The sequence below is a fragment of the Azotosporobacter soli genome, assembly GCF_030542965.1.
GTDB lineage: Bacteria > Bacillota > Negativicutes > SG130 > SG130 > Azotosporobacter > Azotosporobacter soli.
Map to the genome: position 1 here is coordinate 67,992 of NZ_JAUAOA010000011.1, position 13,929 is coordinate 81,920.

The window sequence follows — 13,929 nt, forward strand, 5'->3', positions numbered from 1 at the left end:
CAGGAGGATGGCATGAATCAATCTGTGAAACGATATGGCGTAATCGGCATTGCATTGCTACTGACTTTTTCGGCGGGCGTCTTTACCGGCTGCAGCAAGGATAAAAAAGCGTCTTCAGCGGCGGACGTTTCGGTGAAGGAAAACCTGCCGGACGGACTTAAGACGGCGCACACGGTAAACGCAACAGGAACGATAGAAGTTGCGTTTTCACCGAAAGGCGGCGGAACTGAATTAGTGGTCAAAGCAATCAAAGAAGCGAAAAAGAGCGTACAGGTGCAGGCATACAGCTTTACCAGCAGTGACATCGCACAAGCGCTGGTCAATGCTAAAAAAAGCGGCGTCGATGTGAAAGTGATCCTCGATAAATCGCAGGAGTCGGAGAAATATACCTCGGCGACCTTCCTGGCCAACGCCGGGATCCCGGTGAAAATCGATCATGATTTTGCGATTGCGCACAATAAGATTATGATCATCGATGGAATCAATGTGGTTACCGGTTCATTCAATTTTACGAAGGCGGCGGAGGAGAAGAACACGGAAAACGTTTTGCTTATGCGAGGCAATAAGGCGCTGGCCGATTTATACGTACAAAACTGGCAGTGGCGCTGGTCGGGAACGGAGGATTATAAGGCTCAGTGATGAAGGTCGTTACGGAAGCACGCTTGGCTGCAGGGCTGAGCGTGCTTTTCTCTTTTGTTGGCTGCAAGGGATGTTAAACGAAGAAAAGTGGCCGTGTTATGGAGAATTTAAAATAGAAAGTATGCGATGTTAACAAAAATAATCTGAAAATGCAGTTAATTTGCGAAAGGTTGTATACTGTGTATTTACTCGCAAAGGATTGTATTTATAATCACTTATGGTACTCTAGGGGTAGCATAAATGTGCTTTATGATCGTTACGAAAAGAACTTACTCTTGTTGGAGAAAGGGAGGATTCATCATGTCGTGGTTACGCTCTTTACATGTACAAGTGCTGGTATCCATCGTTGTCGGCATTGCGTTGGGTCATTTTGCACCTGCGACCGGTGAGGCAATGAAGCCGTTAGGTGATGCCTTCATTAAATTGATCAAGATGATTATCGCGCCGATTATTTTTTGCACTATCGTGACCGGCATTGCGGGAATGGATAGTATGAAGAAGGTCGGACGGGTCGGCGGCAAGGCGCTGCTCTATTTTGAAGTGGTTTCGATTTTTGCGCTGATTCTCGGTCTTGTCGCGGTGAATTTCCTCGCGCCCGGCGTCGGCATGAACATCGACCCGCTGACGCTCGACACCAAAGCGATCGCCAGCTATACGACGGCGGCCAAGAGCCAAAGCTCGCTGGATTTCTTCATGAACATTATTCCGAATACGGTGGTTGACGCCTTTGCCAAAGGCGATATCCTGCAGGTCCTTTTGATCTCGCTCCTTTTCGGCTGGGCGCTGTCGCTGCTTGGCAAGGAGAGCATTCTCTTTAAGATCATAACGGATCTGTCGCACTGTCTCTTTAAACTTGTCGACCTGATTATGCGTTTGGCGCCGATCGGCACGTTTGGCGCGATGGCCTTTACGATCGGAAAATACGGCCTGGCGTCGCTCGGCCCACTGGCTAAACTGCTGCTTTGCTTTTACGGCACATGCATCGTCTTCGTCCTCGTCGTGCTCGGACCGGTGGCGCACTGGACCGGCGTAGGCCTCTTTCCGTTTCTCTCCTATATAAAGGAAGAATTGCTGATCGTCTTCGGTACGGCCTCTTCCGAGAGCGTGCTGCCGCGCATCATGGAAAAATTGGAACGGATGGGCTGCGGTAAATCCGTGGTCGGCATGGTCATCCCGACCGGATATTCGTTCAATCTTGACGGTACTTCAATCTATCTGACGATGGCGGCCATCTTCGTCGCGCAGGCGACGAACAGCGACCTGACGCTGGTGCAGCAGCTGACGATCCTGGCGGTGCTGATGCTGACGTCGAAGGGCGCATCCGGCGTGACCGGCAGCGGCTTCATCGTCCTGGCGGCCACGCTGTCGGTCATCCCCGGCATTCCGGTAGCCGGCTTGGCGCTGATCTTCGGCATTGACCGTTTCATGTCGCAGGGACGTGCGCTGACCAACCTGATCGGTAACGGCATTGCCACGATTGTAATCGCCAAGTGGGAAAAGGATTTTGAGCCGAGAAAGTTTCAGGCGATCCAGAGCGCTGAGGCCGAGTCGGCCTGTGAAACGGCAAAAGTTTCTTGAAAAATCACGGAGAAGTTGTCCGACCCGTAAGGGAAGGGCAGCTTCTTTTTATTTTTGCAGAAAACGGAGAAGAAGCGGGATTTGTCGAGCGCATGTCGAATACGGAAAAGGAGAATACTGCAATGCAGTAGGAGCGGAAAAAGCCGCTGGGCCAGTTATAAGGCGAGGGGGTAGCTATGTTGCAACATCCAGGTTATGAATTGCAAGAATTGCTGCAGGAGCGAGAAGATTATCGCATTGTTCGTGGCATACGCCGCCGGGATAAGCATCCGGTCTTGCTCACCTTTAGCCGCAACGATACGGCCAGGCGTGTGAACAGTCAGACGGTGCTGCGCGAATATGAGCTGCTGGCCGGAGTACATTCGCCGCGCGTCATGACGGTGCTTGACTTAGAACAGGACGATGACGGCTGGTTTTTGGTTTGGGAAGATTTTGCGGGGCTTCCGCTGGCCAGCTGGCTGGAAACGGCGGAGCCTACCTTAGAGCAGGCTTTGGAAATCGGCGTCGCGTTGGCGGAAGGGTTGTCGGATCTGCATCAGCAACGAATTGTCCATGCGGCGCTGCGTCCGGAGAACATCCTTTATGCGCCGCAAACGGCAAACGTTAAGATCTGGGGGACTGACGTCGCCAGCGGTGTAAGCGCGCAAATGGCGCTTAAGGCCAGCGACGCCGCTTTGCGGCTCGATCCGGCCTATCTGTCGCCGGAGCAGACCGGGCGGATGCGGCGCGAAATGGATTGGCGCACGGATCTTTATACGCTGGGACTGCTTTTATATCGCTTGATCGCAGGGCAGCTGCCGTTTCAGGCTAAGAGCGCGCAGGAGTGGATTCATTGCCATATGGCGGTTGCGCCGCTTCCGTTAACGGCCGCTTGTCCGGCCGCGCCGACGATTCTCGGCGATCTGATCGGACGTTTGCTGGAAAAAGATCCGGAATGCCGCTATCAATCAGCGGCGGGCGTCGCCTATGACCTGCAGCATTGCCTGCGCGAGTGGCGAATGAAGCAGGCGATCCCGTTGTTTGTCCTGGCGAGTCATGACAAGCTTGATATCCTCCGTTTGCCGGATCACTTCTACGGCAGGGTCGAAGAACGGGAACAGCTGCTGGCCTGCCTTGCGAAAGCGACGCAGCTCGAATGTCAGACGGTTTTGCTCACAGGCCGTTCCGGAGTCGGCAAATCCTGGCTGGCGCGCGAACTGCAATGGCCGGTGCTGATGCAGGGCGGCGTGTTCGGCGAAGGTAAATTTCAGGAACTTCATCGCAGCCTGCCATATTCCGGCTGGTATGAGGCCTGTGAAGAACTTATGGCGCAATTGCTGGCGAAAGCGCCGGAAGACGTGGGCGAATTGCGCAGCCGTCTGCTGATTGCGCTTGGCGAAGGCGCGGCGCTGCTGGCCGACTTTTTGCCGCGCGGCGAAGCGCTGCTCGGCCGGGCGACGCCGACGGAGGAGACGAACGGCGGCGATGCGGAAAAAAGACTTTTCGTTGCCGTAAAGCGCTTCTTTCAGATCGTTGCCGAACCGGAGCGCCCGGTAGTTCTGTTTTTCGACGACTTGCAGTGGGCGGATCTTGCGTCTTTAAAATTGCTGCGGGAAATTTCACAGAGTCAGGCTGCGCTGGTCGTGATCGCCGCTTATCGCGAGAACCGACTGGATGGGGAAAATCTGCTGTCCGGTTGGCTTGAACAGATGCAGCAGGAAACGTCGCTGCTGCAGTTGACGCTGAAAGAGCATCCCTATGAAGTGACGCTGAAGATCTTGGAAGAGGTTCTTGGCGTGCGGGGAGAGAATGTCGCGCAGCTGGCGGAACTGGTCTACGGCCGGACGCAGGGGAACATCCTCTTCTTATCACGTTTTTTGGAGCACCTGCACGATCAGGGGCTGCTTTCGTTCTCGCGTGAGGAAGGAGCCTGGCAGTGGAGTCTGGCGGCCATTCGCGAGACGAGCCTGGCCGACAATGTAGTTGGACTGATGACGGAAAAGGTAAAGAGTCTGCCCAGTGCGACGCTGGAGCTTTTGATCCTGGCCTCCTGTTTCGGCATTCGCGTCTTGCGCGACACGTTGGCCGCGATCGCGGAAAAGTCGCCTTGGCAGGTTGCGGCGACGCTGCGTCTGGCCGTCGCGGAAGGCTTGTTGCTCTCGACCGAGTACGGCTATAAGTTTGCGCATGACCGCATCCAGGAAGTGGCCTATGCGATGCTGGAAAAAGAGAGCGCGGCCCGCTACCATTTGCAGATCGCCCGCTCGCTCTATGATTCGCTCGAACCGGCGGAGCGGGGCAAACGAATTTTTGAACTGGTCGATCAATGGAATCTGGCGGCGCATATCATTTCAGAGGCGGGCGAGATTCGCCGCGTTATGATCTTGAATCTCGAAGCGGGCCGCAGGGCGAAAGCGTCAGCCGCTTATCGCTCTGCCTATGGTTATTTTTCCGCCGGCATAGCGCTTTTAGCAAAAGAGCAGTGGCAATCCGATTATGCGTTGGCATTGGCGCTTTATAGTGAGGGCGCCGAGGCGGCCTGCCTCGGCGGCATGTTTGCGCAAAGTGAAAGCTGGAGCGAGATTGTGCTGGAGCGGGGCATGACGCTGCTCGACAGAGTGCCTGCCTATGAAGTGAGAATCCAGAACCGGATCGCGCAGTCGCGCATTGAAGAGGCTGTGAGCGCGGGGCTTGAGGCGCTGGCGGCGCTGGATTTGGTGTTGCCGCGCGAAGTGCGTCTGGACGAGGTCTGGCCGGAAGTGGACCGGGTACAGGCGGCGCTCGGCGGGCGCGGCATGCAGGAATTGGAAGAACTGCCGCGCCTTACGGATCTGAAGGCGCTGGCCGTACTGCGCGTGCTGACCCGGATGGGTGCGCCGACGTATCAGACGTCGCAGCCTTTATTCATCATGGTGATCTGCCGTTTGGTCGAGATCTCGGTGACGCAAGGCAATTCGCCGTATGCCGCCTATGGCTACGTAAGCTATGGCGCGATTTTGGCCGGCATGTATCAACATGTCGAAGCGGGCTATCGTTTTGGCCGCTTGGCGCTGGCCGTGAGCAAGCGATACCAGACGGTCAGTTTGCGGACAAAGACGCTGTTTGTCTTTGGCTCGCATATTCTTCACTGGCGAGAAGCGGTGAAAGAGAGCTTGCCTGTACTGGAAGAGGCATATCAGAGCGCTTGGGAGACGGGCGACTTCGAATATGGCGGTTACGCGGCGGCGCAGCGTTTGCAATACGCTTTTTATGCCGGATTCGACTTGAACGACCTGCAAACGGAGATGCTGGCGGTAAAAGAGCGTTTGACGCAATGGGGACAGAGCAAAACGGCCGGCTGGAATCAGTTTTTCCTGACGCTGGTCACCCGCTTGCAGGGACAGGGGACTGCGGGCGGCGAAGAGCCTTTGGCGGCCAGCCAGAAAGAGGCGACAGGAAAACTTTATGAGAAAATAACGCGCCTGATCGGCGACTATTTGCTGCGCGAAGAGGAAGCGGGCCTGCGCAAGCTGGCGGAAGAATGCCGACAGCAGTTGGCGGGCGTAAACGCGATGTATACGACGCCTGTCTTTCATTTCTATGAATCGCTGGCGCGTCTGGCCGGGCAAGAGAAAAGCGAAACGGCCGAAGACGAAGTGGTCGAGGAGAATCAGCGCAGACTCTGGCGCTGGGCGCAGCATGCACCGGAAAATCATCTGCATAAATATTACCTGGTGGAAGCGGAACGTTTGCGTATCCGCAGACAGTGGGATGAAGCGGGCGCACTTTACGAACAGGCGGCAAGCCTGGCTAAACAGTACGACTGTCTGGGTGAGGAGGCGCTGGCCTGGGAACTGGGCGGCCGATTCTTTCTCGCGCGCGGCAGAGATGTCGTGGGCCGTGCATATTTGAACCAGGCGCACAGCCTGTACACGGCTTGGGGCGCGCTGGGCAAGGCGAGTAAAATGCGCGATGAACATGCGTTCATTCAGGCGCAAAGTCAGGCGGCAAACGGGTTGGACCGCTGGGACTGGATGGCGGTGCTCGAGGCATCGCGCGTCGTCGCCGGAGAGCGGAACTTGGAAGAACTGTTGACGAAGATGGTACGGATTGTGTTGGAAAACAGCGGTGCGCAGCGGGTCTGTTTCTTAAGTGAAGTCGGTGATGCGTTGTGGCTGGAAGCGGAAGGCTTTGCCGCGCGGCCGCCGGTGATTAGCCTGCAGGCAGAACGCTTGAGCGAAGGCAGCGAGCGCATCCCGTTGCTTTTGCTGCGCTATGCGCTTGCCGGACAGCGTCTGCTTTGGCTGCCTTCAGCCGAAGAAGACCGCCGCTTTGCCGCCGACAGCTGTGTACGTCAGAACCACGTGAAATCGGTGCTTTGTCTGCCGATGCACAGCCAAGGCAAGCGGATGGGCGTGTTGTACTTGGAAAACAACAGCGCGCGCGGCGTCTTTACCGAAGACCGGATCCGGCTGCTGGAAATGTTGTCGACGCAAATGGCGGTGGCGCTCGAAAACGCGCGCCTTTGGCGGGAGATGGAAGAACGGGTCGCGAAGCGGACGAAGGCGCTGGAAGAGGCGCTGCTTGCGCAGGCGGATAGTGAACGAAGCTATCGTCTGATTGCGGAATACGCGGCGGATGTGATCTGGACGATCCGGCCGGACGACTTTTCCTTCACCTATGCCAGCCCGTCGATTCTTCGCCTGACCGGTTGGCGGGCCGACGAAGTGAAAGGAAAATCGGTTGAGGTTTTGCTCAGCGAAGAAAGCCGGGCTGAATTCACAAAACGCCTGCAATGCCTTACAGAAGGCTACCAGGCCGGCCGGCCGGCCGCCTTGTTGCCGGATCGCTGGGACTGCCGTTATCTGCGTGCGGATGGCGCGAGCGTAGAAGTGGAGAACGTCGTAACGCTGCTTACCGACAAGCGCGGCCAGGTGGAAGGTCTGCTTGGCATTTCGCGCGATATTACGGAGCGAAAGGCGCTGGAGGGGGAACTTGTGATGCTGGCTACCACCGATATGTTGACGGGCATTGCGAATCGCCGTCACTTTGTCGACCAAGTGCAGGCCGAACTGCAGCGAGCGCGCCGCTACCAGCGGCCGGTGGCGCTTTTGGTCATGGACCTGGATCGCTTTAAAGACGTGAATGACACCTATGGACATCCGTGCGGCGACGAGGTCTTGCGCCAATTTACCCAACTCTGTCGCCACAATCTGCGCAACAGCGATCATCTGGGCCGCTTGGGCGGCGAAGAATTCGCCGCGCTGTTGCCGGAGACGGCGCTGCCAGCCGCAAAAGCGGTCGCGGAGCGGATTCGAGTTTCAATGGAAGAGAACCGCGTAGCCTGGGAAGGGCAAGAGGTGAAATGCACCGTCAGCATCGGCGTCACCGTACTCGGCAGCGAGGAAGAAAGCTGGGAAACCTTCCTTGGTCGGGCGGATCGCGCGCTGTATACGGCAAAGCGCTCGGGCCGCAACCGCGTCGACGGCTTGTAGCAAAGCCCTCTTTTGCGCGATAAAAAAGGTTTCAATACGAAGACACGAAGGGAAAAGAAAGAGCGAGGGAGTTTTGTAAGATAAAACTCTTTCGCTCTTCCTTAGCTTCGTGCCTTTGCAGTTCTTCCTAAAAGCGAGGCGCTATGCAGAGGAACAGAGTGCAGTTTTTCTTGACGCGCGAACAATCGAAGTCTGGCTGTATCGACAGGAATCTGATAAGATGGAGGATATGCGAGGCAAAGGAGGAAGACCATGCTATTGCCGAAGGAACTCATCCAGGAACTCAGTCGATCGCTCAAAGAAGAGGATTTGGCGGCGTTCGTGGCTTCTTATCAGGAAAAGCGGGCCGTGGGTCTTAGGACTAACCGCCTGAAAAATACGCCGCAGGAATTGGCGGCGCGGCTGCCGTATCTGACGGAAGTCGTAAAATGGTGCCCAGACGGTTTTTATTATCCGGAAGGCGAAGTCCGTCCGGCCAAAGAAATCGATTATTTTGCCGGCTGCTATTACATACAGGAACCGAGTGCAATGCTGCCGGGCGAATGGCTTGCGCCGCTGCCGGGCGAGCGCGTGCTCGATCTTTGCGCGGCGCCGGGCGGCAAAGCGGTGCAGCTCGGCGGTAAAATGCGAAACAGCGGCCTGCTCGTCGCGAACGAACCGAACTCGCAGCGCGCCAAGGTGCTGCTGCGCAACCTCGAACGCTGCGGCGTCGCGAATATCTTGGTGCTGCGCGAGCAGCCCGAGCGACTGGCTCAGGTTTTCCCAGGCTTTTTCGACCGTATCCTGGTCGATGCGCCCTGTTCCGGCGAAGGCATGTTTCGCAAAGAACCGGACATGGCCAAAGAATGGAGCGAGGAGAGCGTGGCCGGTTATGTCCGGCTGCAGCGCACGATTCTCGAACAGGCGCTGCGCATGCTACGCCCGGGCGGCACGCTGGTCTATTCGACCTGCACGTTTAACCGGCGCGAAGACGAGGAACAGATCGCGGCATTGCTTGCGGACTACCCGGAACTGACGCTTGACGAAGAACGGCGCATCTGGCCGCAGTGCGAGCGGGGCGAAGGTCATTTCGTTTGTCGTTTGCGAAAAGCGGGCGATCTGACGTCAGTGGTTGCCTTACCGGAGCGTCTGGTGAAAGTTTCCGCAACTGCAGCGAAAGCGCTGGTCGGTTTTTGCCAGGATCTTTGCGGTGATGAGAATGCCTGGCAGAACTGGCTGCCGGCTGGCGGCGTATTGGTGGAGCGCGACGAGCATCTGATCTGGGAACATCACGACCTGCCCCTCTTAAAAGGGCTGGCGGTGCAGCGCTCCGGCTGGCTGCTCGGAACCTTGCCGCGCGGCCGCTTCAAACCGTCGCAGGCGTTGGCGCTCGGACTGACTGCGGCAGGAACAGAAACGGCGCGCAAGTATCCGCTTGCGGATAAAGGACAGGCGATTCGTTATCTGAAAGGGGAGACGCTGATGACCGGCGAGCGCGGCTGGCATCTCGTGACCTGGCAGGGGCATGCGCTCGGCTGGGCGAAGGGCGATGGAACCTGGTTAAAGAATGAATATCCGCCGGGTTGGCGGTGGCAAGACAGTGAGGAGGCATAAAAATGAAAGAAAAAGCGGAAAAATTACGTTTGGATAAGGCGCTGGCGCATATCGGCATCGGCAGCCGCAAAGAAGTGAAGCAATTGGTGCGCAGCGGCTGCGTGCTGGTCAACGGGACACCAGCAACTAAATCGGATATGATCATCGACGCGGCAGTCGACGAGCTGCTGGTGAACGGCGAAGCGGTGCGCTACCGCGAATTCATCTATCTACTGATGAACAAGCCGCAGGGAGTGCTCTCGGCAACCGAGGATCGTAATGACAAGGTCATTATTGATTTGCTCGAACCGGAATATGCGGCGTTCGAACCGTTTCCGGTCGGTCGTCTCGATAAGGATACGGAAGGCTTGCTGCTTTTGACCAATGACGGGCAGTTGGCGCATCGTCTTCTCTCGCCGAAGAAACATGTGCCGAAGACGTACTTTGCTCGCGTGGCAGGCGAAGTGAGCGAAGCCGACGGCAAGCAGTTTGCGGCTGGAGTTGAGCTGGACGACGGCTATAAGACATTGCCGGCGCAGCTGGAAATTCTCTCGGCCGGTTCCGAATCTGAAATCAGGCTGACGATTTATGAAGGGAAATTCCATCAGGTGAAGCGGATGTTTGCCGCAGTCGGCAAAAGCGTCACATATTTGAAGCGGATTCGAATGGGTGATTTGGAACTCGATCCGGCATTGGCGCTCGGCGAGTACCGGGAACTAAGCGAAGCGGAATTGGCGGGGCTGCAAAATTTTAAAGCGAGGCGAGAAAACTAGAGGTTTTTTAAGCGGCAAAGCCGAATAATACCAGTGTCAAACCGTTTTTTCTTGCTGCGCAGGCAGGCCTTTTGAAAACGGAGATTAATTGTAGAAGCGGGAGTGAATCAATGGCTCAAATTCATCGCGGAACCAATACCCTAATGGGGAAGGCAAATCGGAATCTGGCGGCGGGCGTCGGCTGTCTGGTTTTGGTCGTAGTCTTCTTCTACATGCTGTTTATTGAACGGATGGTCGTGACAAGCTGGTACTTCTTACTGCCGATCATGGCGGCTTTGCTCGGCTCCGGCTATTATGTCCGGCGCGGCATCATCTTTCGTTTCGGCGCGCGCGGCGAGACGGTCGGTCTGGCGCATGCGCTGAATCTGCCGGATGACTACCATGTCTTTACTAATCTGAAAATCTGCTATCAGAATTATTGCCAGGAAGCGGATTTGATCATCGTCGGCATCAAAGGCGTCTATGTCGTTGAGGTTAAGAACCATAACGGTAAGATCGTCGGCGACGGCGAGGCGGCGATCTGGACGCAACATAAGATCGGCCGAGGCGGCGGACGTTATTCCAAAGAAATGCCGAACCCGATCAAGCAGGTGCGCGGGCAGGTCTACAAGCTTTCCAAGCTGTTCAAAGAAAACGGCATCAATGTCTGGGTTGACGGGATCGTGCTTTTTACCAATGAAGCCGTCAACGTGCATATCAACAGCAATCAGACAGGCACGCCGGTGCTGCATCCGACGAAGCGCCTGAATCAACACATCCTGACGCATAACAACCGCCAATATCTGAATAAGAATCTGGTCAGCAAAGTCGTTGAAATCCTGAATCAGGTAAAGGACTGAAGATCCTTATATCGAAGCGGCATAGCAGGTCGGTAAATGGCATGAATCGCGGCAACATGGCCCCGTTCATGCCATTTTATACATTTTGCTCTGAGGAGGACGAAGATGAAACAGGTGAGTTTGGAAGATATGCTGGCTGCCAGGGATCGGCGCTTGCAGCGGCAAAGTGAACTAAGGCGCGAGCACGCGCTGCCGCTTGCGGCCGTGACGCTCAACATTCCGGGAGCGGTCAAGGACGGCCTGCTCTTTCGCCGTCTGTGCGATTATGCGGTAAACCGGCTGGCAGCGCAAATGCCGGTGCGCGAAGTGCGGCGCTACAACGAGGTTACCGGGCCGGAAGGATATCTCCTCTTTGACTGGCCGGCCGAAGAAGTGAAGGCGCATGCGATGGCGCTGGAAGAAGAAAATTCTTTCGGCCGCCTGCTCGATATCGATGTCTGGACGGAAGGCGGCGAAGCGCTGAGCCGCGACGGACGTGCCGGCAAGCGTTCCTGTTTTATCTGCGGCGGCAATCAGGTGGTCTGCCGCAGGGAAGGAAAGCATAGCGCGACTGAACTGCTGGCCGCCGTTGACGAACGGTTGGCGGCTTTCGCGGCATGGGAAGCTTCGTCGATCGGGCCGGAAGCGGAAGGGATCGGCGCACTGGCGCTCGAGGCCATGCTCTATGAAGCGGCATCGACGCCGGCGCCGGGGTTGGTCGATCGCGTCAATAGCGGCGCGCATGAAGACATGGACTTTTACACGTTCATGGCAAGCTCGGCCGCGATCGGCACCGCGATTGCGCGCTGCGCGCAGGCCGGTTTGAACCACAGCGGTGAGCTGCCGCGTCTTTTGCCTGTGCTGCGCCAGATCGGCAAAGCCGGAGAAAAGGCGATGTTCAGCGCCACCGGCGGCATCAACACGCAAAAGGGCGTACTCTTCCTCTTAGGCCTTCTGGCCGCCGCGACCGGGTATCTAAAGCAGCGCCAGTCCGAAATCAAAGCGGAAGAACTGTTCAAGACGCTGTCTGCTATCGTGGCCGGCATCGTGGAACGCGAACTGGAGGCATTGGCGGAAAAAGCAGGGGAAGACTTGACGGCGGGGGAACGTCTCTATCTGAAACACGGCATTACCGGCGTGCGCGGCGAAGCGGCGCGCGGTCTGCCTGCGGTTGCACAGGAAGGCTTGCCGACCTTGCGCCGTGCGCTGGCGGCGGGAATGCCGCTCAATGATGCGCTGATCCAGGCGCTACTGGCTCTGATGACCTGCGTCGAAGATACGACCGTGATCAACCGACACCAACCGGAGATGATGCGCGGCTGGGTCTGCCAGCAGGCGAAGCAGGTGCTGGCCGCCGGCGGAATGGGCACTGCGCATGGCAGAGAGTTGGTAAGGCAGCTTGACGAACTGTTCATCGCGCGCCGGGTCAGTCCCGGAGGCGCGGCGGATCTGCTCGCGGCGACCTGGTTCGTCCATCGAGTTTCCATAAGCGAAGAAGAGTAAAGGTTGCAACAAGGAGGCGTTGTCCGTGCTGTACAACATCCATCCGTTAAAACTGTTCCGCGCCTTATCGTTATCGCTCGAGTTATCGCATGACGGCAGCGCGCGCCACCATTGGCGCACCGCAATGATCGCCAGCCGGATCGCCGAAGAACTGCCGATCGAAGACAGTGAAAGGCAGCTGGTGCTGCATGCTTCTTTGCTGCATGACATCGGCGCGGCCGCGCACTGGGACGAAGAATTCGTCGGAGACGGTGCGTTTGAGGGTGCGGCGCAGCATGCCGAAGCCGGATACCGTCTTTTGAAAGATTCGCGCGCACTGGGGCGCTTGGCGCTGCCGATCCGTTACCATCATGCCCGCTGGGACGGCATGGGCGCGGCGGAGCCGGCCGGTAAAGCGATCCCGCTGGCTGCGCGCATCATTCACGCGGCGAATCGGATGGAGACCTTGTTGGCCGAAGAAAAAAGAGAACATGTGCTGCTGCAGCAAAGACCGATCCTAAAGACGCTGGCGAGCGAAGCGGGCAAAGAACTCGACCCGGCAGTCGTCGCCGTACTCCTTCAGATCGCTGAGAAAGAAAGCTTCTGGCTCGATCTCATCAACTATCAATACTATGATCGTTTCTTCAGTCTGCGCATGGAAGGGCATATGCATCTGCAGCTCGCTGAGATCCTCGATATCGCGGAGATCTTCGCGACGCTGATTGACCAGGCCAGCCAGTTCACGGCGCGCCATTCACGTTTCGTCTCGCAGGTCGCGGCGCTGCTGGCGGAGAAAAAGGGCTTCTGTCAGATGGAAGTCACGGCGATGCGGATCGCAGGCCTGCTGCACGACCTGGGCAAGCTATCCATTCCGGCGCATGTGCTGGAAAAGGAAGGCAAGCTCGCGCCGGAAGAACAGACGATCATGCGTCAGCACACCTATTATACCTATCGCATCCTTTCCGAACTGGACGACTTTCCTTTGATTAGCCAGTGGGCGGCTTATCATCATGAAACGCTCGACGGCGAAGGGTATCCGTTCCGGGTGCCGGGCGAGCAGCTGCGTCTCGGCTCAAGGATCGTCGCGGTCGCGGACGTCTTCGTCGCGCTGACCGAACCGCGCCCGTATCGTCCGAAACTCCTGACGCGGCATCAGGTGGAAGAGATCATGCAGGAACGGGCGGCGAAGAATAAACTGGACGACGGTCTGGTGAAACTCCTCTTCCAGCATTACCGCGAAGCCTGCGCAGGCATGCACAAATGGGAGAACGGCGATGCGGAAAACGAAGGCAAGAATGGAGCAATGCCGTCCTGAAAGCCCGTTCGTCATTGACGGCAGAGAAGAAATTTTCCTGCATTATTGACATCGGCAAAGTAGTAAGGTAAAATCAGTTATGTAACATGCCGATATAGCTCAGCTGGTAGAGCAGCTCATTCGTAATGAGCAGGTCACAGGTTCGAATCCTGCTATCGGCTCCAGTGTTATCAAGGCCTCCGGGAATTATCCTGGAGGCTTTTTTCTTTGTCTGTAGCGAAGTAGGTTGCGTACACAGGAGAATGCAATTTTTTTGTAAAAAAAGGAAATTTCTTTCGGGCTGGCGAAAATAGGAAAGA

At 56.7% G+C, this 13,929-nt stretch carries 8 protein-coding genes and 1 tRNA gene; all 9 read left to right on the forward strand.

The genetic code is table 11. The features are described 5' to 3' along the window. Positions 1–12 precede the first annotated feature (12 nt). Entirely contained in the window at positions 13–639 is a 627-nt protein-coding gene (locus tag QTL79_RS11165; protein ID WP_346355050.1) for a phospholipase D family nuclease, read from the forward strand. A gap of 300 nt (positions 640–939) precedes the next feature. Next, entirely contained in the window at positions 940–2,217 is a 1,278-nt protein-coding gene (locus QTL79_RS11170) for a dicarboxylate/amino acid:cation symporter (RefSeq protein ID WP_346355051.1), read from the forward strand. 176 nt (positions 2,218–2,393) lie between these two features. Further along, complete coding sequence (locus QTL79_RS11175; protein WP_346355052.1) at positions 2,394–7,670, forward strand: diguanylate cyclase; 5,277 nt, start codon at positions 2,394–2,396, stop codon at positions 7,668–7,670. A 252-nt stretch (positions 7,671–7,922) separates the two neighbouring features. Beyond that, the gene (locus QTL79_RS11180) at positions 7,923–9,263 is read left to right on the forward strand and encodes an RsmB/NOP family class I SAM-dependent RNA methyltransferase (protein ID WP_346355053.1); all 1,341 of its coding nucleotides are present in this window, start codon (positions 7,923–7,925) and stop codon (positions 9,261–9,263) included. 2 nt (positions 9,264–9,265) lie between these two features. Continuing rightward, the gene (locus tag QTL79_RS11185; RefSeq protein ID WP_346355054.1) at positions 9,266–10,015 is read left to right on the forward strand and encodes a pseudouridine synthase; all 750 of its coding nucleotides are present in this window, start codon (positions 9,266–9,268) and stop codon (positions 10,013–10,015) included. A 110-nt stretch (positions 10,016–10,125) separates the two neighbouring features. Beyond that, positions 10,126–10,854, forward strand: coding sequence for a nuclease-related domain-containing protein (locus QTL79_RS11190; RefSeq protein ID WP_346355055.1), 729 nt, complete (start codon positions 10,126–10,128; stop codon positions 10,852–10,854). 105 nt (positions 10,855–10,959) lie between these two features. Continuing rightward, entirely contained in the window at positions 10,960–12,336 is a 1,377-nt protein-coding gene (gene citG / locus QTL79_RS11195) for a triphosphoribosyl-dephospho-CoA synthase CitG (RefSeq protein WP_346355056.1), read from the forward strand. A 25-nt stretch (positions 12,337–12,361) separates the two neighbouring features. Then, entirely contained in the window at positions 12,362–13,630 is a 1,269-nt protein-coding gene (locus QTL79_RS11200) for an HD-GYP domain-containing protein (protein WP_346355057.1), read from the forward strand. 88 nt (positions 13,631–13,718) lie between these two features. Beyond that, positions 13,719–13,794: transfer RNA gene (locus tag QTL79_RS11205), tRNA-Thr, on the forward strand. Positions 13,795–13,929: the final 135 nt, after the last annotated feature.